Consider the following 22,947-nt stretch of genomic DNA (forward strand, 5'->3'; position numbering starts at 1 on the left):
TATGGTGGAACAGGCCAAACAGCCTGTTTAAAGCTGGCTTTTCTGGAGATGGGAGATGTCTAATAGATCGCGTCAATGTACCACTAAACTGGCTGGCGCTGAGGTTTCCTGTTTATGCTCCGCGTCGCTCTGTACTAGCCCAGGTCAAGTACAAGGCTTTGGATTTATGCCTAAATTTCTGTAAGATCAGTGATTACCTTAACCCTACTTCATCCTATCCAATCAGTCCCAGTTCAAAGTTGGTCTTTTGACTCCGAATCAGTGGTTCGGATCGGTCGATCGAACGACAATGATGTAATTATTTACAGTGCGGTTGTTTCTCGCCACCACGTCGAGTTGTGGAACCATCCCTTTGGCTGGGAAATTATTAATTTTGGCGCTAATGGCACTTACATCAATGACCAATCCATCACTCAAGCCTTGGTGGTGGACGGGATGACGATTCGTTTGGGCAATTCTGGACCTTCTATCCGCATTCGGGTAGGTGCGACGAATCTGCCACCACAGCCATCGCGCCCTGACCAAAAAGACCAAACTTCTCCACAGAAGCAAACAGATTCTCCTTTCCGTCACGGAATCATTGAGGACGATGAAGATGGTGCCTTGACTCAAATCGATCTTGATTAGACATCTGCAAAAAACAGGCTGGTGTGGAACAGGCTGTTTTGCCTGTTCCAGAAGAATAAGGTTTATCCTTCTAAAGATAAGATTGTCGGGCTATCGGTTAACAGGACTTCCGTTGCGTTACCAGCCCATCGGCGATAATCCAAAAGTAACTGGTACATCAATCGTTGTTTGACACTAAGCAGTACGCTCTTGAGCAAACCGTTACCCGTTGCTTCTAGAATTGGTTTGGGAGTAAGCCACAAAGGTGGTGGCAGCTCTACTCGTACTTCCAAATCCGCTTTTCCCTTCAGATATGTCCCCCCGCCACTTTGATGCGGTGACAACTGTCCTTTGAGATTGAGAGCAAAGCGATCGTTGATATAATCGACACCTAGAATCTCACAGGCGACAGACTCCAAATTGATTGTGCCGTCGGAGAGCGCCCACACCCTCATGTCTACCGTGGGTTGAATGCTCAGCATCATAAATTGTAACGGCCGCATTTTGAGCCGAAAACATTCATCACTTAGCTGCTCAGTGCGACTGCGATCGACTAGAGCATTTACAAGTCGCTTGGGCTGACGCAGATAATGTTGAATGGGAACCCGTTCCTCTGGTACGGCGATCTCAACTGATTGGCAAGCATTAAACCGGATATACATGAGACGATATCAAATTAGAGGAGTCGTAACCATATGTTAATAAACTATAACCCTTTTCCAGTGACATAAGTCACGCAACGAGTAATGTCATCCGAGAAATAACGGAGAAAAGTTTCCCAGATACTGCGCTAATTTTCGGATTTTACTTGCTGCTATCTGGGAGAAACACAGATTTGTCCCTGTCTGCTATGTAGCCACAATTAGGTAAAATTCCCTACTATGAAAATTTCGATCGCACATCTGGGCCCAGTCGGAACCAATGCAGAAACAGCCGCTCTGGCTTATGTTCAGTGGTTGAGCCAAGAAACTAACTGGGAATGCACCCTGTATCCTTATGCAACCATATCCCAGGCTCTAGAGGCATCGGCCACAGGGCTGGTTGATTTATCAGTTGTGCCCGTGGAAAATTCGATCGAAGGAAGTGTTACTGTCACCTTAGACACGCTGTGGCGACTCGATCGACTTCGCATTCAACACGCCTTAGTTTTGCCAATTTCCCACGCCCTAATTTCAAAAGCTGAAAGCTTTAATCAGATTCAAAAAGTTTACTCTCACCCGCAAGCCCTAGCTCAGTGTCAGTTGTGGCTGGGGAAGTTTATCCCATCGGCTCAGTTAATTCCGGCGAATTCAACCACGGAATACTTGGATTACCTGGAGGATACAAGTGTGGCGGTGATTTCTGCGCCCAGAGCCGCTCAACTTTATAATTTGCCAGTGTTAGCTCATCCGATTAATGATTATCCCGACAATTACACTCGATTTTGGATACTCGGTAAAGGAGTTGAAGAACTGGACCATGTAGAAATAGGCGTGCGTCCCCCATCAACTAAATCCATCACCAAATCCGCTGCTAAGTTGATCCTGGATGGTTCACCGTCTAATTGCACCCATACGTCCCTAGCTTTTAGCGTGCCTGCCAATATGCCGGGAGCGCTGGTAAAGCCTTTACAAGTATTTGCCAGTCGCGGGATTAATCTGAGTCGGATTGAATCTCGACCGACTAAGCGATCGCTCGGAGAATATATTTTCTTTATGGATGTTGAAGCTAATGCCTGCCACGCAGTGGTGCGATCGGCATTGGAAGAGCTAAAGACCTACACTGAAACTTTAAAAATATTTGGGTGTTACAGTGTAATGTAGTATACTGTAAGTAGTACACTTTTTTCAAGTATTAAAGTTAAGAGGCTAGCAAAATGAATGCCGATGAACTTCTGAAGCGATATGCGGCCGGGGAAAGAAATTTTCATGAAATAAACTTAAAAGAGGCTGCTTTGGCCGAAGCTTTCCTAAGTCATATTAATTTGGCGTGTGCTAATTTGAAAGAGATTAATTTATCTTTAGCAGACTTAAGTTGGGCCAACTTAATAGGAGCCAACCTCAAGAACGCTTGCCTACTGATGACTCAATTAAATTGGGCAAACCTCAGAGGAGCAGATCTAACATTTGCGAGATTAACAGGGGCTGATTTGGTTGAAGCCAACCTGAAAAAAGCCAACTTGAGCGACACTAAAATGATCGGTGTCAACTTGACTGGTGCATCCTTGCAAGGTGCAAATCTCATGGAAGCAAACTTAATAGATTCTTGCTTAGAGCTAGCTGATTTGAGTTCAGCGAATTTAACTGAGGTGAAGTTAAGGGGAGCAAATTTGCAAAAGGCTAACTTGAGAGGATCTCTGTTATATGAAGCGAATCTTCATCGTGCCGATTTGAGAGAAGCTGACTTGGAGGGCGCTAATCTTAGTGGGGCTTTTTTGTGCGGTGCAAATTTGGAAGGAGCCAACTTAAAGGGGGCAATTTTCAGCGGTGCTATACAGTTTTGTGTGCGACAAGTTTAATAGGGCCCAAGGAAGATGGAAGAAGGTGTTTCGACCCTGACACTCAGCGGTTGGGCCAGGGTAGTCGAAGGGTCGAAGGGCGAGGGTGGCTTCAGGAAGAATGAAGAAATCCTTTCAGATACTAATTTTCGATTAGCTAGGCCCTAGCACCTACAATAATGGGACTACTTGAGTGTATCTTTCAGTACAGTCCTAGCAGCTAAGTGATTGCGAGTAGAAGTTAAAATTTCTGTTTCGCGTTCCAATCTAGCAGCAGTATCTTGCAATTCTAAAAGAGTTTGCTGTTCCGTGGCTGCGCCGTAAAGGTAGCTAGCTACCCAATAGGACAACTCTGTGGGCAAGCTGGGAATGTCTTCTGGTAGGTCGATCGGCTGATCCATCAATTTGCTAGAGAGGCGAACTACATCACGAAGCAGTTGTTCGACATCTCGGCTTAAAGATCTAAGGTCTTTTTGCGGCGGTTCGTCTTCAATCCATTCTACTAGACCGACTAAATAGGGTTTTTCTCGAACTGCGTCGAGCACTCGGAACCGTTGCTGGCCCAAAGTCATTATTTTCAGGCGATCGTCCGGGAGTCTCTGACAGTGAATTACTTCGGCGCAACAGCCGACAGCAGAGACTTTATTTTGCTCAGGGTCCCACATGAGTACACCGAAACGGCGATCGCTCTCCAGAATCGTATTCATCATGATTCGATAGCGAAACTCGAAGATTTGCAGCGGGAGCGGCCTACCGGGAAATAGAACCACTTCCGGCAACGGAAATAGGGGGAGTTCGCGAACTGCTACAGAGGAAGAGGATGCCATTGTCGCTCGAATGTGAGGTTACTTGCGGTTCTTTTTCTTACTTTAACTGATTTGAGGTAATTCCGGGTGGGGTGAGGGGCGATCGCCGGAAAATGCGCGGAGGGCGATCGGGGCTGGAAGCTGAGGGCGGGGGTCAGAAACCGGGTTTTTGAGGAAAATTCTGGTTTGTTACCGACAAATTAGGTAAAAAACCGGGTTTCTTTGGGCTGATGTGTAAGTCTTGCAAAACTTATTTAGGGCTTGCTGAATATATCGATCGCACTTGACGTAGCGAAAGGTTATGCCATGGTGCGATCTGGTGGTGCCGGGTTTTTTGTGTGTTTTAATGCAGTTGGTTAAAAGTCTCAAGTAAATTTGAGATTAAGCCCAATCTTCTTGGTCGCTTTTTTGCTTCCTGTAAACTTCACCTTTAGCGTGAATTTTACGAGTTTGTTCGTAAAGAGTTTCTGGTGTAAGATGCCATTTTTCTAGGACTTTTTCTAAGTCTTTTTGGATATCTCTAGCGCCGGGAAAGCCACGGTAACGAATTTTTAGTCTGGCTAATTCTGATAAATTGTAGTCGGTTGCTTCTGAGGCTAATAAAGTATCGACTGTAGCGCGATCGCGTCGATATTGCGGATGCTGTTGATCTTGAGTCTTTTCTATGGAATCCATACTAAGTAAGTGGGTACAAATAAACATTACATAGGAGCGGGCGGGTTTAGGAGATTATTAGTTTTAGGCTATTATGGTTGGTAAAACCCGCCCCTACAATTCACGTTCTTCCATCCGCAGAAATTTTTGTGTTTGTTCAGTAATACCAAATATGCGATCGCCCTGACAAAAGATTTCCCAGGCGCGAATTCCCATAAAACCAATCCCTGCCACCGACAAAGGTATCGCAGCAGCACCTAAAAGCGCCGCTATAGGGGGAAATATCATGCAGAGTGTTAAGAGAATGGCGGTAATTATACCACCTGCAATGCCAGCTTTAGCTGTAGCGGTGGCGACTTGTGTCACTAATTCTGATTGGGTAATTTTGCCTTCAACGCACAATAGGGAGTTTTCTAAGATGGAAAATACTAACTCAATTACTGCTGCTGCGATCGCCCCTTTGATTGCAACCCCAACGATTTCGGCAACTGCTGCCTTAAACGCAGCATCCGCTAAAACCTGCTTAGCAACGGCTAATTCGGCCGCAGTCATGTCTGCACCACCGCGAGCCCGATTTACCCAAAAATGTTCAAACACCCCGTTAGCAGCTTCGCTACCGCCTCCATTGACGTGTGCTTTGATATGACTCCAATCTTTATCTTGACAGAAGTTGCGAATTGCTTCTGGGCCTTGGGCGCGAATTTGGGCGGGTATGGATTCAAATACTTTTGCTGCTTCTTGAACATTTCGCATTCCGTCACGCACACCAGCCCTAGCAAATTTGAATTGCAGATTTGTGGGCAGGTTCTCAAAACGGATGTTGTGTGCTATTTTAAAAGCTTCTTGAGTGGCGATCGCGCCAGCACTCACAATGGAACTTGGTGCTGATTGTACCCACGCGGTTACTACAGTTGCAGTTTCCTCAACTTTAGTAGTGATTTGGTTAGCTAAGTTTTGGGTTTCGGCAACAGTTTCTTGGAATTTAGCAGTTAGCACTTCGAGTGGATTCTGGTTTGTTTCCATGTTTCTCCTGGCTGCATCGTTAATGAATAATTATAACCAGAGTCCCGACTTCGTAGAAGAAGTCGGGACTCTCAAAAAACAGCGTTTTACTGAAGGGATTCTAACTCCGAGCGATCGCACAATCAAGGAGAAAGCCGCCACACCTTAATCGTGTCATCAAAACTACCACTGACGAGAGTTTGATCTTGAGGATTAAAAGCCAATTCTACCCAAGTAGTATGACCTTTAAGCGTACCAGTCATTTCGCCAGTATTCGTCTGCCACAGCTTGATAGTGCCACTCAAGTCGCTGCTGGCCAACTTGTCACCATTGGGGCTAAAAGCTAGAGACTGAATTCGATCGGCATGGCCAATCAAAGTCCGCAATAAAGAACCCTTGGGCTGTAGAGAATCATGACTTACTTTGATGTTCCAACTAAAATCATGAGACTCAAGGCGATCGGAATTGTCTGTAAAATTGGGTAACTGAGAATCCCCAGGTAAAGGAGACTCATGATTAGGACTAATGTCCCACAACTTCACAGTCTTGTCCCAACTACCACTGGCGAGAGTTTGACCATCGGGGCTGATAGCAAGAGACCAAACGGCGTCAGAATGACCAATGAGAGTCTGTTTCAATTCGCCAGTCTGGCAGTTCCAAAGCTTGATAGTACCATCGCTGTTGCCAGTAGCTAGAGTTTGTCGATCGGGACTGAAAGCCACCGACTGTACCTGATCGGAAAGCCCTTTAAAAGCTTCTAACTCAACAGCGTCGTCTACTTGCCACAATTTCAAAGTTTTGTCCTTACCGACACTGGCAATTACTGTACCATCGGGACTGAAAGCCACGGAGAACACGCCATCTTTGTGTCCTTCCCAACTCCGAATCAACTTGCCGGTGTAGAGATTCCACAATTTAATTGTATTATCAGCACCGCCACTGGCGATCGTCCGGCCATCAGGACTAACAGCCACGGACCACACCGGGCCGGAATGTCCGGCTAAAACCTTGAGCACTTTGCCGTGACGCTTGTGCAGGAGGCGAATTGTCCCGTCGTTATTACCACTGACTATGGCGCGGCCGTTGGGGGTGACAGCCACTGCCCAAACGGGGTTTTGGTCAAGAGTCGTCAGAGTTCGCACCGCCACAGGTTCTGGTGATGTCTGAGGCTGGAAATCGGACATGGGCGGGGGATTGAACCGAATTTCAGGAATAGTAGCAGGTTCTTGATAAGTGAAAGCCTGGGGCTGGGGAGACTGGAAACGAGAACCCAGAACCAGGGATAGCAAGCCGACAACCGCCCCAGCCCAAGCGCCTAAAGTCCACTGTGGCTGGCCCAGAATCAGATCCATCGATGCCGGGCCATGTTTGATGTCTTGGAGAATTGCCGAGGCTGTGGGATAGCGTTTCGAGGTTTCGCGCTGTACCATGCGATCGAGAATGCGGCCTAGTCTTGCCGAAACCGGCACTTTCAAATAATGCCGCCAGGCCCAGGTATCTGCTTTGATATCAAACAAATCAAAGGGTGACATTCCTGTTAGCAAATGAATGCAGGTGATGCCTAAACTATAGATATCGCTGCTGGGAATAGCTTGACCTTGAATTTGTTCTGGGGCTGCGTATTCAGCAGCACCGGTGGCTGTGGCTGTTTTCAGCGGGCCGCTGTTAGCGGGAATTGCTGAGCCGAAATCGACTAAAGCTAGACCTCCGAGACTTTCCTTTTCTCCCAAAGCTGTCACTGCTTGAGGGGATTTCCGGTGAATAATATTGGAGGGTTTGATATCTCGGTGAATCAGTTGATGGTCGTGAACAAATTGCAGTACGGGCAACAATTCGCTCAGGATATACCAAATGTGAATTTCTTTAAAAACACCTTTTTCTGAGAGTTGGGTGGTCAAATTGCGACCTTCGATGTATTCTTGTACCAAATACTGGCGGGAGTCGAGTTCAAAAGATGCCAGTAGTTGTGGTATTTGGGGATGTTTTCCCAACTCATCGAGGGCCCAGTCTGGGGCGCAAAATGTTGGATTTCGTAGTTTTTGACCGTCAGCGACTGTTTCGGCCTCGAAAAATTGTTGAATTACGCAACGGGGTTGGGAAGGTTGGTCTTCATCTACTGCTAAAAAAGTGCGGGTTGTGAGACTTTCACCTAGGGTGTGAAAGACTCGGTAGCGCCCTTTTAGTAGCAAATTCGAGCCGCAACTTTGGCATACTGTAGCGCGATCGAGATTTTGGGGGTGAGGACAATGGGAATTGATGCAGTAACTCATTTGTCTTTCCGCTGGAGACCCCCATCCGACTCTGGTTAGTGGGGGAGGAAAGCGGGGCGGTGGGTGCCGCTTCCTGTGGGCAAATTAAATGATTGCAATATTTGTTCTATGATAATTGTTTCCCAGATTTTAGCCACTCTTGCCTCGCGTCGATCGCGCGTAAAATATTATTACTGACGGCAAGCTGCTGGGCTAGAGCCCCCAGATTCCTCCCTAGGCTCAAATCGTCAATCTCCCATCTCAAATCCATGGAGTTTCCTATGAGGGCTGTTTAATATGTCGATCGCGCCCTGGTTGTGAAATTGTTGGGTTTTAGTAACATTACGTTATAATTTATTTGTGATTTGGCCGCGAAATAGTCGCTTCTTGGCGCTGTGTTCGCTGAAGACTGCTGGATAACTTGTTGAATATTCTGGAACCAGTAACTACTAAATTTTAACTATTACTTATGCCGTTGATTCGTATTCCAAAATCCTGGGAAATTCTCGATCGAGAAATTACTCCAGAAAGCGTCTTTCTCAACCGTCGCCGGTTTATGACCAATTTAATTGGAGTCGGTGTCACTGCTTCACTCCTGCCACTTGCGGGCTGCAAGAGCAATTCGGGAGCGAATACAGCTTTGGAACAAACAGCAACTCAAGCATATTCCGGCTTAACCCGCAATCCAGCTTTCGCTAAAGTCGATCGGGCAATTACAGACGAAGCCCTAGCGACAAAATACAATAACTTTTATGAATACGGCGGCACAAAATCTATTTGGGAAGCAGCCCAAGCCTTACCCACCGAAAACTGGAAAGTAGAAGTTACAGGTTTAGTAAAAAATCCTCGAATTTATGACATTGACGAACTCTCCAAAAAATTCCCCATCGAAGAAAGAGTCTATCGATTTCGCTGCGTAGAAGCCTGGGCGATGGTAGTTCCCTGGGTGGGATTTCCGATGAAATTGCTGATGGCTGATGTCGAACCAACTTCAAAGGCAAAATTTGTTCGCTTCACATCTTTTTACGACCCCAAAATTACTCCCGGCCCCGGTTTGATGTCGCAATTTTATCCTTGGCCTTATACCGAGGGAATGCGGATTGAAGAAATGGCTAACGATTTAGCCTTTTTTGCCACAGGTTTGTACGGCAGAAAACTACCCAAACAAAATGGCGCGCCACTGCGGCAAGTAATTCCTTGGAAGTACGGTTTTAAAGGTGCAAAATCGATTGTTAAAATTGAATTTGTCGAGAAACAGCCACCTACTTTTTGGAATACAATTGGTCCGAATGAATACGGTTTTGAAGCCAATGTCAATCCCGATCGACCACACCCACGATGGTCACAAGCTAGCGAAAGAGTAGTCGGTCCAGGTAACAGTTGGTCCTGGGAAACTCGCCCGACTTTGCCCTATAATGGCTACGGGGAATATGTCGCCAGTTTGTACAGTTAACTGACGGAAAATCCCTCGTTCCTAGGCTCTGCCTGGGAACGCAGATCCGGAGGCTCTGCCTCCCTATTCCCGCGAGGCAGAGCATCGAATTCAGGCATTCCCAGGCAGAGCTTGGGAACGATAAATAGACTATAATAAACACTGATGAAGCTACCAAGGAATTGTTAAATGGTAACAACAACATCAACTCCCGTCGAGCAGGAAATTACCCCAGAAAACCGAGTTGTTTTAAAAGGTGTCAGTTGGTCAACTTTTAAAGCATTGCTGGCAGATGTTGGGGACGATAGAGCTTGGAGAATTGCTTACGATAGAGGAGTCTTAGAAATCAGGATGCCACTGGAAGAACACGAAGAACCCAAACGACTGATAGAAAGCTTTGTGGAAGCTATTGTAGATGAGCTGGAAATTGAACTTAGAAGTCTCGGTTCTTTGACTATCGAACGAGAAGATTTAACTCGCGCTGTGGAACCAGATTCCTGTTTCTATATTCAAAATGAATATTTAGTTAGAGGCCGAAATATCAATTTACCAAATGACCCGCCACCTGATTTAGCAATAGAGTCGGATTACACGAATTCTTCTGTTAATAAAGATGCCATATATGCTGCTCTTGGGGTTCCAGAACTTTGGAGGTATCGGCGGCAATCTCTGCAAGTTTATCAACTTGTGGAGGGGAAATATCAAAAGTGCGATCGCAGTTTAGCTTTTCCGTTTTTACCTGTTGCCGAAATTCCGGTTTTCATCGAACAAAGCAGAACAATCGGACAGCGTGCGGCTGTGCGTTTGTTTCGGCAAAGAATTAAAGAGATTTTACTAAGTCAAAGTTAACCTTCAAATCAGACCTACTTTAATGGTAACAACAACATCAACTCCCGTCGAGCAGGAAATTACCCCAGAAAACCGAGTTGTTTTAAAAGGTGTCAGTTGGTCAACTTTTAAAGCATTGCTGGCAGATGTTGGGGACGATAGAGCTTGGAGAATTGCTTACGATAGAGGAGTATTAGAAATCAGAATGCCGTATCTAGAACATGAAGTTCCGAAAGGACTGATAGAAAGTTTGATTGAAGCGACAGCAGACGAGCTAGAAATCGAAGTGATGAAAGCTGGTTCTCTGACTCTTGAACGGGAAGATTTAACTCGCGCTGTCGAACCAGATAGTTGTTTCTACATTCAAAATGAAGCCAGCGTCAGAGGTAAAAGAGATATCAAATTGCCAGAGGATTTGCCACCTGATTTAGTAATAGAATCAGATTACACGAATTCTTCTGTTAATAAAGATGCCATATATGCTGCTCTTGGCGTTCCCGAACTTTGGAGATATCGGCGGCAATCTCTGCAAGTTTATCAACTTGTGGAGGGGAAATATCAAAAGTGCGATCGCAGTTTAGCTTTCCCCTTTCTACCCGTTGCCGAAATTCCCGGTTTCATCGAACAAAGCAGAACAATCGGACAGCGTTCGGCTGTGCGTTTGTTTCGGCAAAGAATTAGAGAGATTTTGCAGAGTCAAAGTTAGCCTCAAGTTATATAATACAGCATATTGCACGTCTATTTTGTAAAATTTACCTATGGTTGAAATAAATCCTTTCCCTGAAAAAATTTTAGAGCAAGCCAGAGAACAAGCAGCCTCCACCACCCAGAGAGAAAAAGACATCAAAGCGCAGGCTGAGGAAGTAGAACGCCTTTGCAAGCTCTGGGACAACCTTAACCGGTTCCTCCACAAACAGTGGCCGCTGCACTGCCTGGATTTATTGGATAAGCACAAGCACCTTATAGAGAAGATGAGGGTTGATCAGTCCTCGGAAGTTTCCCTAATGGATGATATTTATCGGGTAGCCAAAGAGCGGGCCCAAGAGCTTAAGCCACATCGGTTTCCAGCCTATTTAGAAAAAGCTTGTCAGGCGACTAGCTTACAGTTAGATCAAGACAGTCGTCATCCCCGCTACAAGTTTGATCAGGGATTCTTTCAGCTTGATATAGATGACCAGAAAAAAACAGCAAGCTTGTCTAACTATGAATCATCAAAAATGGTTGAATTCCCTGCTGACATAGGAGCTATAGTTGAGGTTGTACAACGAGAACACAAGAGGATTTTTGGGCGAACTTTTGATGGGAAAAAATTTCTTAAAAAGCTCCTATCCCAATATTTGGCAATACTCAAGAAAGATAAACTATCAGATGGAGCAACGATTCCTATTCGCAATATCACGCAACGTCTCGGAAAGAACGAAAGTGGATTTCGTACAGATGAATTCCTCATCGACCTTTCACGGCTGGTTGAGCAAGGGCCAATAGAGATTGATGGCTGCCGTCTGGAATTACAACAGACGAAAGAAACTAATCAAGGAATGCTTCTTCACATAGAGCAAAAACGCTATATCGGTTTCATGTTCTTTAAAAAGGTGTAATTATGGATCAGCGCATTGCTAGTCAGGTTGTTGAGTCACTTCGCAAAGGTACTCCACCCCAGCGTGGTGTTGATTTATATTCAGTAGGAAATGAAAAATTAATCGCAGGGATTAAAAAATTTCATTTAAGCGGCATAGAAGAAAAGGGAATCATCCGTTTTCTCAACGGTTCGTGGGGAGCCGGAAAAACCCACTTCTTTAGGAGGCTTCGGGAAGTCGCCTTTCAAAATAACTGCCTAGTCTCTAATGTACAGTTGGATCAAGCAGCAGCTTTAAATAAGTTTGAGAGCGTTTTTTATTCTATTTTGCGGAATATTTCAACGGCATCTTACTTAACTGAAACTGAAGCAGCACCCTTTGGGCAAGTTTTAAAAGAATCTTTAGCTTATTTATCTACAGGCAATTGTGAAGTTAGTAACGAAGTTTCCTACGAGGATTACGTTAAAGCTAGAGAAGCTCTGATTCTCGATAGGAGCATTGATATTGATTTTAAAAAGATGATTCAAAAATACTGGGAAACTTTTCTGCCTGACTCTCCCGATCTAGCTCTTCAAGAACAAAATAGAGCTGAAATTCTCCAATGGTTTAGTGGAGAAGGTAGCGTGGTGATGTATCGCAGGCGATTTGAAGTTAATAAAATTGTCAACAAAGATAATGCAAAACTAATGCTACAATCCCTGGCCGGATTTGTGCGTCTTTCCGGCTACAAAGGATTACTCATTCTGTTTGATGAGGCTGAACAGTCTTACTCTATTATGCGTAAATCCTCTCTACGGGATGCTCACAACAATTTGTTATCTCTGATCAATAATATTGAAGCCCTGAAGGGTCTGTTTCTCATCTATGCAACCACGCCTGACTTTTTCAGCCACCCCAAACACGGAATCCTAACTTATGGAGCTTTGTCAGGACGAATCGGCGAGCCAAAAAAAGAAGGTCAACCGAGAGCATTAGATACTATCTGGAATTTTGATCAGGTAGTAACAGAGCTATCAGACTATCAGACTGCGGCTAAGAAAATCCTGAGTATTTATGCAACTGCTTATCCAGAAGCGGCACGAGAATTACCTTCTGAAGTACAAGTTGAATTTTTTGTAAAAGAACTTTATAAAGAGTATTCGCAATTTGGTCCTGTTCGCTTTTGGCGCGTCCTAGTAATAGCTTTGATTATACATTTTGATGACCATCTTGAAGGAGAAATCAGGCCAGCGGAGATCATATACGATGACGCAATGGCTCGTGCGAGGGAGGAATAATCGGTGAATGTAGAAGTGCAGCGAGTTATTGAATCTCTTCGCCTTGGAATTCCCCCTGATGGTCAAGTACGCTACTTCACAGTAGGTAGACTGTCAGAGATTACGGAGCTGACCGCTAGGCTTCAACAAGGAAAAACGGATGCGCTATTGCTAAAAGCTAACTACGGTTCTGGCAAAAGTCACTTGTTGCGATTTATCCGTGAAACAGCTTTAAAAGCAAATTTTGCTGTTAGTTCCGTAACCCTGGATGCTAAATCTGCTGTCCGTTTCAATCGCATGGATCAGATGTTGGGTGCAATCTGGCGTGGTTTAGAGATTCCAAACAACTCTGAATATAGAGGTGTCCGCCCTTTCTTTGACTGGGTTTGCGAACAAGCACGTGAGAGTAAAGGAACAGCAGGTAAGCAATGGCAAAAAATAACGAATAACGGGCAATGGGATTTTTCTCAATCCCTTGAATCTCCAGCTATTTTTATTGCCTTGCGCGCTTGGATGAGCGGAAGAGTTAATAAAGATTTAGTAGAGGATTTGCTATTTCATAAAAGTAATTATAAGACACAGGAGCTTTATCAGGAGTTGATACATAAAAGCCGGATGTGCTACCGAGAAGAACTAGAATTAACTCGCACAATAAAGTGGCAAAACTATACAACAAAAGCACTTCTGTTTGATTTTAAAGCTCAAGGTTACGCTCAGTCTTGGGCAGCAATTAGAGATATTCATACCCTTGCCTGTGCTTCGGGAATGAGGGGAATTATCATACTTTTCGATGAATTTGAGGATGTTTTATCTAACATTACAAATATAGCCCATCAAGAAATGGCATTTCAAAATCTATTCCAGTTTTTTGCAGGTCAGCAATTTCAGGGCATGAGTTTTTTTGCTGTGACACCAGAATTTGTCAGCAAGTGCAGGAATCGTCTGATTAGTAAGGGTCGGTGGGATTATGACTATGCTCAATTGGATGCGCTTTCTACCTTTGAAATGAGTCCCCTAGAACTCAGTCAGTTACAAGAGTTAACCATAAAAATTAAGGACTTTCATGGAATTGCTTATGGATGGGATACTAATTCATCGGCTATTGAACTAGGTCTGACTGCAATTGTCAAAAAAACTGGCACTATTGCAGTTCAAGACCGTACTCGTCAAACGATTAAGGAAGTTGTGAAGTTTTTAGACCGACAGCTTGAGGAAATAGAATGAGTAGCATTGAATTGTTAGAGCGCCGTGTTGCTTCAGCATTTTATGGAAGTTTTACAAGTTTGCGTCCGGTACAAGAAGCTGCTATAGAACCGCTAGTAAAGGGTCAAAATATTGTCCTATCTTCTGGTACTGGTTCTGGGAAAACTGAGGCTGTTTTGGCTCCCTTGCTAAGTCGTTATTGGCGAAAAGCTGTCACAACTGAAGCCTTGATTCTGATTTATATTGCCCCTACGAAGGCACTGGTGAACGATTTAGAAAAGCGGCTGTATCCCCCATTGGATAAATTGGGACTTCGTGTTGGCATACGTCATGGCGATCGCGATGATTTAGTATCTGGGCAAACACCTCACGTTCTAGTAACAACGCCAGAATCCCTGGAAGTGCTACTTTTCCGCAAAGATGCAACTTTACAAACAGTTTGCGCTGTAGTTATTGACGAGGTGCATCTTCTCTACAACACGCAGAGAGGATTGCAACTATCTATCCTATTTCAAAGACTCCAAAAAAGCTTAGGACAAGAGTTGCAATGGGCTGCCTTATCTGCAACAGTGGGGAGACTTTCAGACGTGCGCGATTTCTTGTTTGGATCAGCAGCTAGTGCTGAATTCCTTCAATTTCCTGCTCATCGTTCTATTGATGCCCATGTGCGGCATATTGCTGATGAAGCCAGCTTTCTGAAGCTCATTTGCAAGTTGACAGAAGGGAGACCGACTAAACTATTGATATTTACTAATTCGCGGCGAGAATGTGAACGATTAGCAGGAATTTTGCAGCATGAAAAAAGCTTGAATTCCCTCATTTTTACTCATTACTCATCTCTCTCCCCAGAAGTTAGAGTTGAAACTGAGCAAAAATTTACTGCTGCAAGAACTGCGATCTGTATTGCTACCAGTACATTAGAACTTGGTATTGACATCGGTGACATTGATGCTGTGATTCTTTGGGGATTACCCAGTGGGGTTGAATCATTCCTACAGCGAATTGGTCGCAGTAATCGACGCGCCAATAAAACAAATGTTATCTGCCTAGTACCGGATAATTCTGATAATGTAATCTTTGACTCGTTGCGTTTTATTGCTCTTGTCGATGCAGCAAAAAAAGGTGAGTTACCCATTCGCTCTCCCCAGGAATTATTTGGAGCGGTTGGGCAACAATGTCTCAGTATCATTGCATCGGATGGTGGTCGTTTCACTAGAATTGCAGAATTGTGCAAGCTATTCGATCACCAAGACTATCTAGAACGCTCATCTATCGAAACAATACTTGGTGAATTAGCTAATAATAGTTATCTTCAGCGTCACGGTTTTAAAAATCAATATGGTGCTGATGCAAACCTACACAAACTTGTCGATTATCGAATGATCTACGGTAACTTTGGCCGGAGTTCCCAAACCATAGAATTACGTTACACATCTAAAGTTTTAGGTGAGGTTCCTGCTGAGAACTTGCTCAGAGTTAGACTAGGAATTCTGGTACGTTTTGCAGGTAAAATTTGGCGGGTACGCAAGGCTTCGATGGCTGGTATCCTTGTTGAACCATCATCTGAAAAAGGTAGTGCCATTGATTTTACCTATGGGGGTAGAGGAATTAGCACAGATGCTTTTGTTTGCGATCGCGTCTGGCAAATCATCCACAATCAGGAATTGCCGAGTGAGGTTTTAACCCGGAGCCTACACGAAAGTTTGGAAAAAGCGAGAGACAACCTGCGAAGGATTTGTAGGATTGACCAGATTCCCTATATTCGTTCATCCAAAGGTATCCGCTATTTTACATTTGGAGGCTACTTGGTAAATAAGGCTGTAGCTCTGATTCATAAGCAACTAGATTACAAAGCTGATGATGTTTCGCTGCTGGTAATATCACCCATTAACTGGGCATCTATTCCCACAGAAGCACAAGCCTACGAATCAGTTTTTTATCGGCTTTTAGAGACATCTTCGGAACGATCTATTTATCAAACATTGCTACCTGCTGAGCTTCAATTGCGCGAATTCCTGCAAGATTGGTTAAGAAATGAGACATTCCGCAGAGTATTGGTGAGATTGGCTCATTCTGATCCGGTGCTCGCCTTTCCTCAAATAGAAGTTTTATTTCCTGCTACTTATCGTTGAAAGGTTCAATATGATCTCAGATCAAATCCTCTCTTCATCGGAATTATTCATCTCTCTATTCTCTGACTCTGTGTCCTCTGCGCCCTCTGTGGTTTAATCATTCCGGTGCAGCCGGATTTGAGATCACAGCCTTCTGAGAGGACTGTCGTCGTGACTACGAACTTATTAACATGATTATTTGCGATCGCCAAAATCATCTTTCACAAATTCCTGTACTCTCCGCCAAACTCGCTCCAACAAATCCGGCTTACTAACATCAAACCATTCAATTTCAGGATAAGCTCGAAACCATGTCCGCTGACGCTTCGCAAATTGTCGTGTGTGCAAAATTGTTAATTTTTTAGCTTCTTCCAGTTTAATATCACCAGCCAAATATTGTTTGATTTCTTGATATCCCAGAGTATTTAGTAAGGGCAAATCGCACCCATATTTTTGACACAAATATTCAACTTCCCCAATCCAACCGGATTCTAACATTTGATTAGTACGCTGTTCTATTCGTTTGGTCAAAATTTCCATGTCGCAATCCAAGCCAATTTGCAAGATAGGATAACTTGGAGGATTTTCTCCCTGCTGTTCGGAAATAGATCGCCCAGTCACATAAAATACTTCTAGTGCTCTTAACGTTCTGACTGGATCGTTGAGGTGAATTTTCTCAGCAGCAGATGGATCGACTTGCTTGAGCATCTGGTAACATTGGGGTTGACCGAGTTCGATCAGTTGCGATCGCAATTCTGGCATGGGTGCAACTCTGGGAATTTTCAAACCGCGCACGATCGACTTAATATATAAACCTGTCCCTCCCACCAACAACAGCGGAACATCGTAAGCCATTATTAACTTTTGAGCTTGTTCCTGGTACTCTGCCAGTGTTAGCGTTTCCCTCGGATCGCAGATGTCAATTAAGTGATGCGGTACCGAAGTGCGATCGACCTTTGTGGGTTTGGCAGTGCCGATGTCAAATTCGCGGTACACTTGACGAGAGTCTGCACTCAAAATGGGCGATCGCAACCGCGAAGCCACAGCCACAGCCACTCCCGACTTCCCCGTCGCCGTCGCACCACAAATCGTAATTAATTTAGACATAGAGCAACCTTCTGGGTGCACTCCGACTTGTTCAATTGCTGAAACCATTGATTTGATTTAATTTCCCTGATTCCTTGTTGCTTGTTGCTTCTTCCATAGCTTACTTGCTGGCGGGCGATCGCACTCAACTCTCCTAGCTGACCACAAAAAGTCCGCCCCGCTCCCAGCTATCCATCCCCTCAATAAATTTCCCTTCAGAATGCCCTAGCATCGCCATTAAGGGTTTTGTGCTATAATTTTAGAAGTTTTCCCATTTTAGAAGCTTTTGGGGCTTTAGCCTCATTATTGGAGCTATTTTTGTATGACCAGCAGCTACAGCGCCGACCAAATTCAAGTTCTCGAAGGTCTCGAAGCAGTCCGCAAACGACCGGGGATGTACATCGGTACCACCGGCCCGCGAGGACTCCACCATCTAGTTTACGAGGTAGTTGACAACTCGATCGATGAGGCGCTGGCTGGCCACTGCACTCACATCGAAGTTGAGATCAACGCCGACGGTTCCGTTACCGTTACAGACGACGGGCGGGGGATTCCGACCGGCATTGTTGCCAAGACTGGCAAATCGGGAATAGAAACAGTAATGACTGTACTCCACGCCGGTGGTAAGTTTGGGGGTGGTGGCTACAAGGTTTCGGGAGGATTGCACGGTGTAGGTATTTCGGTGGTGAACGCGCTGTCGGAGTGGGTAGAAGTCACAGTTTGGCGCGACCAAAAAGAACATTTACAGCGCTACGAAAGAGGCAATCCTGTCACCGAACTTAATGCCAAGCCCAACAAAGGCGATCGCACCGGCACTTCAGTTTCTTTCTTGCCAGACACTCAAATTTTTAGCACAGGCATTGAATTTGATTACACTATACTTTCCGCGCGTTTGCGAGAACTAGCCTACTTGAATGCGGGCGTTAAAATTACTTTTGGCGACCACCGTTTGGAACTACTCAAAAGTGGCGAACCTCGCATCGAAACTTACTGTTACGAGGGCGGCATCAAGGAATACATCGCCTACATGAACCGGGAAAAGCAGCCTTTGCATGAAGAAGTGATTTACGTGCAAGGCGAACGCAATAACGTGCAAATAGAAGTGGCTTTGCAGTGGTGTGTTGATGCTTTTAGCGATAATGTTCTCGGTTTTGCTAACAACATTCGGACGATCGACGGTGGCACACACTTAGAAGGTTTGAAGGCCGTGTTGACGCGGACGATGAATTCGATCGCCCGTAAGCGCAACAAAATCAAAGAAAACGAACCCAACCTCGCCGGTGAAAACGTGCGGGAAGGTTTAACAGCCGTTATTTCCGTCAAAGTTCCCGATCCAGAATTTGAAGGACAAACTAAAACTAAGCTAGGCAATACTGAAGTTCGGGGAATTGTCGATTCCTTGGTTGGCGAAGTATTGACCGAATATTTAGAGTTTCGCCCCCAGGTAGCGGATGCTATTTTGGAAAAAGCAATTCAGGCATTTAAAGCGGCGGAAGCAGCCCGTCGTGCCCGCGATTTAGTCCGCCGTAAATCGGTCTTAGAATCGTCTCCATTGCCCGGAAAATTAGCGGACTGTAGCTCCAGAGACCCCGCCCTGTCTGAGATATACCTGGTCGAGGGGGATTCAGCCGGCGGGTGTTTTCTCTCGTCGCAGGAAATAGTATTGGCTGATGGCACCACAAAAACTATCAAAGAGATAGTTGATGAACAAGCAGAAGGTAAAGAACACTTTTGCTACACTATTAAAGACAGTGGAAACATCTGTGTCGAGCAGATTGTTAACGCTCGAATGACCAAGGAAAACGCTGAAGTAATCAAACTTACCTTGGATAACGGAGAAATAATTGTTTGCACTCCAGACCACCGATTTATGTTGCGAGATGGCTCTTATAAAGCAGCAGAGTTACTGCGTCCAGAAGATTCATTAATGCCGCTTTACCGCAAGTTTTCTCAAAAAAACAAACATGGGTGGGGATTAGACGGTTATGAAATGGTTTGGAATCCTGAGAATGATAAGTGGATTTACACTCATCTTTTAGCGGATTTTCACAACCTCAAACATGGTGTTTATCAGGAAGCTGATGGCAATCACCGACATCATGTTGATTTCAACAAACTCAACAACAACCCGACAAATATTCTCCGCCTTCCTGCTGAAGAACATTTGGCTCTTCATCGCGCGCATCTTGAGAAAACGTTGCACCGACCTGATGTAATGGAGAAGACCCGCCAGCAGGCTATAGCTCAGTGGGAAGATGAAGATTATAAGGCCTACATGGTTAGCAAGTGGCGGGAGTTTTACGAAACTAATGAAACTTATCGCCACCGCAATAATGAACTGTTGGATCGAGCGCAACAAGAATATTGGAGTTGCGAAGAAAACCGTTTAGCTCAGTCGGAACGGGTTCGGAATCATTTTGCTAACAATCCTCAAGCGCGGGCTGCTCATTCACAACTTGCTAAAGAACAATGGCAAGATGAGAATTTATTAGAGTGGAGGCGTGAAAAAACGAAGGAACAGTGGACACCAGAGTTTCGCCGCAAACGCAAAGCTGCTTTGGATGAAACTTATTACCGCAAAACTCTGGAAGCTTTGAAGGCTGTTGAGATGAAAATGGGCTGGGTTGATGTTGATTATTACAATCTCTATCGCCGAACCAAAAAAGATAAGTGTTTGTTGAAGTATGAGACTTTTTGCGATCGCTATTTTGGTGGAGACGCACTCTATGCTCGTCAAGCAGTTCGGAACTACAATCACCGCGTGGTCAAGATCGAAGCCGTAGCAGAACGCTATGATGTTTATGACATCGAAGTTCCCAACAGCCACAACTTTGCATTAGCTGCGGGAGTCTTTGTTCATAACAGTGCTAAACAAGGGCGCGATCGCCAATTCCAAGCCATTCTCCCATTGCGGGGTAAAATCCTCAACATTGAGAAAACAGACGATGCCAAAATCTACAAAAATAACGAAATTCAATCGTTAATTACAGCCCTTGGTTTAGGGATTAAAGGCGAAGAATTCGATCCGGCACAATTGCGGTATCACCATATAGTGATTATGAGCGTAGCAGGGGACGAACCAACACTGGTGATGGACGATACAGGACGCACTGAATTCGTCACCATTGGTGGGTTTATCGATGACTGCGTAGAAGGCCGCCGCGCTGCCGATCGATATCAAGTGATGTCTTTCGATCAAACTACTCATGCTACTCGTTTTCGCCCTCTGAAAGCCGTGATTCGTCACGGACATGAGGAAGGGATGTATAAACTAACAACGCGCTACAATCGATCGATCAAAGTGACATCATCTCACAGCGTTTTTGTCTTTGAAAATAACGAAGTTATTCTCAAAAAAGGTAACGAAGTTAAGCCAGGAGACCTCCTAGTTGCCAGTCGGCGTTTACCTCGTCCAGCAGCAAGCCCAACGCAGATAGATTTGTTGGAAACTTTCTATAGTGCTGAGTTAACCAAATCACTTTATCTCAAAGGTGAGGACGTGCGAAAAGTTGCAAGTCAGCGTGTCTTGGCAAAAGTTTCTGTCCCCGATCAATGGAGTGAACCGCGAGTACAAATAGATGCGGAAGCGTGGCAAAAATTAATCGCACAGCGCGAAGCAATCGGCATTACCCAAAAGCAAGTTGCGGCTTCCGTGGGAGTAAAACAGCCAGTCACAGTTAGCCAGTGGGAACGTGGAATCAGTCGCCCAATTTTATCTCACTTCTTGACTTATCTTGAAGCAATTGGTAACAGTGACAATGTTGTCTACGAAATGCTGCCGTCGAAAATTGACGATCGCCTCGCTCAAGATGATACCAGCAAAAATGCCCGTTGGCGCGAAGTTAGCTGTTACAAACCGCTCGATGACTTCACAGCCAGCGAAATAGCACAACTGGGCGAAGATGTGCAAATTGTGCCACAAGCACACGGCGACAAAGCGTTTGCCCGCTACCTACCTATTAGTCGGGAATTGATGTGGTTTATGGGCTGGTATGTAGCGGAGGGAACTCTCAGCAAACATCAAGTTAGCCTTAACTTAGGCAAGAAAGATCTGCGGTTTATTCCGGAAATAATTGCTGTCATTGAGTCGGTATTTAACGAAACACCTCGCCAATATAACGACCCAGACAGTGACGGAATTAAGCTCTACTTCCACAGCGTTGCAGCGGCGCGATTAATCCAAGCTTGGGGTTTAGGGAAACAGGCACATTTGAAGCAACTGCCAGATATTGTGTTTAGCTTGACAGAAGAACTGCAAATGGCTTTTCTCGAAGGCTATTTCCTCGGCGATGGTACAACAGGAGGCAGTCATTTATCCCTGACAACTAATTCTCCCAAGCTGAAAGATGGGTTGCTTTATTTGTTAGGACAGTTGGGGATGATTGCCAGTCCAACTCGTCACGAACCCTCTACTGCTGTAGATGCGGAAATTCAAACGCGACATCCCTATTATTCGATCGCAATTTGTAGCAAAAATCAGCTCGAACTGTGCCGCCAAATTTGGCAGCGACACGCCAATGCCGATCTGATTGAAGCACATCTAGCACGCCCTAGTCGCAAATCATCGGACTACGTGCCAATTAGCGATGATTTGATGGGACTGAAAGTGATTTCGGCTGAGGAGATTGAATTAGTAGGCGACTATGTTTATGATTTCTCCGTCGAAGATGATGAAAACTTTGTCTGCGGTACTGGTGGTTTGTGCGCCCATAACACTGACGCTGACGTTGATGGAGCCCACATCCGCACGCTGTTGCTTACTTTCTTCTATCGCTATCAGCGAGCACTTGTAGAACAAGGTTACATCTACATTGCTTGTCCTCCTCTGTATAAAGTGGAACGGGGACGGAATCATTACTACTGTTATAGCGATCGCGAAATGAACAATTTGATTCGGAATGAATTCCCGGCGAATGCGAACTACACGATTCAGCGGTTCAAAGGTTTGGGCGAAATGATGCCGACACAGTTGTGGGATACCACGATGAACCCGGAAACTCGGACACTGAAACGAGTGGAAATCGATGACGCTGCCGAGGCCGATCGCATCTTTACCATCTTAATGGGCGATCGAGTCGCACCCCGGCGCGAATTCATCGAAACCTACGGTCCCAAACTCAACCTGCTGGACTTAGACATCTAAGTTGCTCAGTAGTCAGTAGTCAGTAGTCAGTAGCTAACAACCAATGACTGACGACTACTGACTAAACTGTTTGTGTATTTTATAGCAACCGCCAAGATGCTGAGGACGTTTTCATTGGCCCAAACCCTTGATTTTCTGCGTTATGCCTTGTGCCTTCTGCCCAGTATAGGTTTTGTTATAAAAATTAATACAATCTCTCATTAAATCAGTCTAAGGTAATAACTTAGGTATTTTTTAGATTGTTGGCGCATCCATCGACAACCACGAAAATAGAAAGTTGGACAATATATTATGAGCATCAATTTAGCGACCAAATTGCGTGAAGGAACGAAAAAATCTCACACAATGGCAGAAAATGTCGGTTTTGTCAAGTGCTTTTTAAAAGGCGTTGTAGAAAAGACATCTTACCGGAAATTAGTAGGCAACCTCTACTTTGTATACTCCGCCATAGAAGAGGAAATGGAACGCCAAAAACAGCATCCGGTGATTTCAAAAATTTACTTTTCTGAGTTGAATCG

At 44.9% G+C, this 22,947-nt stretch carries 19 protein-coding genes; 13 read left to right on the forward strand and 6 right to left on the reverse strand.

Going from position 1 to position 22,947, the window contains the following annotated elements:
- Positions 1–189 precede the first annotated feature (189 nt).
- Entirely contained in the window at positions 190–627 is a 438-nt protein-coding gene (locus tag AAFP11_RS20905; protein ID WP_341738800.1) for an FHA domain-containing protein, read from the forward strand.
- A 62-nt stretch (positions 628–689) separates the two neighbouring features.
- On the opposite strand, the gene AAFP11_RS20910 is transcribed toward AAFP11_RS20905, so the two are convergent.
- Positions 690–1,268 carry a DUF1997 domain-containing protein gene (locus AAFP11_RS20910; RefSeq protein ID WP_341738801.1) on the reverse strand — a complete coding sequence of 193 codons (579 nt, stop codon included), beginning with the start codon at positions 1,266–1,268 and terminating at the stop codon, positions 690–692.
- A 219-nt stretch (positions 1,269–1,487) separates the two neighbouring features.
- On the opposite strand from AAFP11_RS20910, the gene pheA reads away from it, so the two are divergent.
- Together pheA and AAFP11_RS20920 are read left to right on the forward strand one after the other, a co-directional pair.
- Positions 1,488–2,408, forward strand: coding sequence for a prephenate dehydratase (pheA, locus tag AAFP11_RS20915; protein ID WP_341738802.1), 921 nt, complete (start codon positions 1,488–1,490; stop codon positions 2,406–2,408).
- 53 nt (positions 2,409–2,461) lie between these two features.
- Positions 2,462–3,103: a pentapeptide repeat-containing protein gene (locus tag AAFP11_RS20920; protein ID WP_341738803.1), complete on the forward strand. Its 642-nt coding sequence runs from the start codon at positions 2,462–2,464 to the stop codon at positions 3,101–3,103.
- A gap of 164 nt (positions 3,104–3,267) precedes the next feature.
- Here AAFP11_RS20920 and AAFP11_RS20925 read toward each other — a convergent pair whose 3' ends face one another.
- From AAFP11_RS20925 to AAFP11_RS20935, 3 genes are all read right to left on the reverse strand, one after another.
- Positions 3,268–3,909: an LON peptidase substrate-binding domain-containing protein gene (locus AAFP11_RS20925; RefSeq protein WP_341738804.1), complete on the reverse strand. Its 642-nt coding sequence runs from the start codon at positions 3,907–3,909 to the stop codon at positions 3,268–3,270.
- Positions 3,910–4,269: 360 nt separating this feature from the next.
- A complete protein-coding gene (locus AAFP11_RS20930; protein WP_341738805.1) occupies positions 4,270–4,563 on the reverse strand; it encodes a DUF3288 family protein in 294 nt (97 codons plus the stop codon).
- 93 nt (positions 4,564–4,656) lie between these two features.
- Positions 4,657–5,565: a hypothetical protein gene (locus AAFP11_RS20935; RefSeq protein ID WP_341738806.1), complete on the reverse strand. Its 909-nt coding sequence runs from the start codon at positions 5,563–5,565 to the stop codon at positions 4,657–4,659.
- Between the two features lie 22 nt (positions 5,566–5,587).
- Between AAFP11_RS20935 and AAFP11_RS20940 the strand changes: the two genes are divergently transcribed.
- Positions 5,588–5,713, forward strand: a complete 126-nt coding sequence (locus tag AAFP11_RS20940; RefSeq protein ID WP_341738807.1) for a hypothetical protein — start codon at positions 5,588–5,590, stop codon at positions 5,711–5,713.
- Here the strand turns inward: AAFP11_RS20940 and AAFP11_RS20945 are convergent.
- The gene (locus AAFP11_RS20945) at positions 5,688–7,814 is read right to left on the reverse strand and encodes a serine/threonine-protein kinase (protein ID WP_341738808.1); all 2,127 of its coding nucleotides are present in this window, start codon (positions 7,812–7,814) and stop codon (positions 5,688–5,690) included. The two genes, AAFP11_RS20940 and AAFP11_RS20945, sit on opposite strands and share 26 nt — an antisense overlap.
- A 448-nt stretch (positions 7,815–8,262) precedes the next feature.
- Here AAFP11_RS20945 and msrP point away from each other — a divergent pair, with 448 nt between their 5' ends.
- The 7 genes from msrP to AAFP11_RS20980 all read left to right on the forward strand — a co-directional run bounded on the left by msrP (position 8,263) and on the right by AAFP11_RS20980 (position 16,221).
- Positions 8,263–9,246 (forward strand): protein-methionine-sulfoxide reductase catalytic subunit MsrP, encoded by a 984-nt coding sequence (gene msrP / locus AAFP11_RS20950; protein WP_341738809.1) that lies wholly within the window; start codon positions 8,263–8,265, stop codon positions 9,244–9,246.
- A 168-nt stretch (positions 9,247–9,414) separates the two neighbouring features.
- Complete coding sequence (locus AAFP11_RS20955; RefSeq protein WP_341738810.1) at positions 9,415–10,074, forward strand: Uma2 family endonuclease; 660 nt, start codon at positions 9,415–9,417, stop codon at positions 10,072–10,074.
- A 22-nt stretch (positions 10,075–10,096) separates the two neighbouring features.
- Positions 10,097–10,759 carry a Uma2 family endonuclease gene (locus AAFP11_RS20960; RefSeq protein WP_341738811.1) on the forward strand — a complete coding sequence of 221 codons (663 nt, stop codon included), beginning with the start codon at positions 10,097–10,099 and terminating at the stop codon, positions 10,757–10,759.
- Between the two features lie 52 nt (positions 10,760–10,811).
- Positions 10,812–11,651: a hypothetical protein gene (locus tag AAFP11_RS20965; RefSeq protein WP_341738812.1), complete on the forward strand. Its 840-nt coding sequence runs from the start codon at positions 10,812–10,814 to the stop codon at positions 11,649–11,651.
- Between the two features lie 2 nt (positions 11,652–11,653).
- Positions 11,654–12,907 (forward strand): BREX system ATP-binding domain-containing protein, encoded by a 1,254-nt coding sequence (locus AAFP11_RS20970; protein WP_341738813.1) that lies wholly within the window; start codon positions 11,654–11,656, stop codon positions 12,905–12,907.
- A gap of 3 nt (positions 12,908–12,910) precedes the next feature.
- Complete coding sequence (locus AAFP11_RS20975; RefSeq protein WP_341738814.1) at positions 12,911–14,110, forward strand: BREX system ATP-binding domain-containing protein; 1,200 nt, start codon at positions 12,911–12,913, stop codon at positions 14,108–14,110.
- Positions 14,107–16,221 carry a DEAD/DEAH box helicase gene (locus AAFP11_RS20980; RefSeq protein WP_341738815.1) on the forward strand — a complete coding sequence of 705 codons (2,115 nt, stop codon included), beginning with the start codon at positions 14,107–14,109 and terminating at the stop codon, positions 16,219–16,221. Before AAFP11_RS20975 ends, AAFP11_RS20980 begins: the two co-directional genes overlap by 4 nt.
- A 174-nt stretch (positions 16,222–16,395) precedes the next feature.
- Here the strand turns inward: AAFP11_RS20980 and miaA are convergent, their stop codons facing one another.
- On the reverse strand, positions 16,396–17,307 hold the full coding sequence (miaA, locus tag AAFP11_RS20985) for a tRNA (adenosine(37)-N6)-dimethylallyltransferase MiaA (RefSeq protein WP_341738816.1): 912 nt from the start codon (positions 17,305–17,307) through the stop codon (positions 16,396–16,398).
- 301 nt (positions 17,308–17,608) lie between these two features.
- Here miaA and AAFP11_RS20990 point away from each other — a divergent pair, with 301 nt between their 5' ends.
- Both AAFP11_RS20990 and AAFP11_RS20995 read left to right on the forward strand, forming a co-directional pair.
- Positions 17,609–22,429 carry an ATP-binding protein gene (locus AAFP11_RS20990; protein ID WP_341738817.1) on the forward strand — a complete coding sequence of 1,607 codons (4,821 nt, stop codon included), beginning with the start codon at positions 17,609–17,611 and terminating at the stop codon, positions 22,427–22,429.
- A 291-nt stretch (positions 22,430–22,720) separates the two neighbouring features.
- The coding region (locus tag AAFP11_RS20995) for a biliverdin-producing heme oxygenase (RefSeq protein WP_341738818.1) at positions 22,721–22,947 on the forward strand (227 nt) is incomplete at its 3' end.

It is taken from the genome of Microcoleus sp. CAWBG640 (genome assembly GCF_020883015.1).
Taxonomy (GTDB): Bacteria; Cyanobacteriota; Cyanobacteriia; order Cyanobacteriales; family Microcoleaceae; genus Microcoleus; species Microcoleus anatoxicus.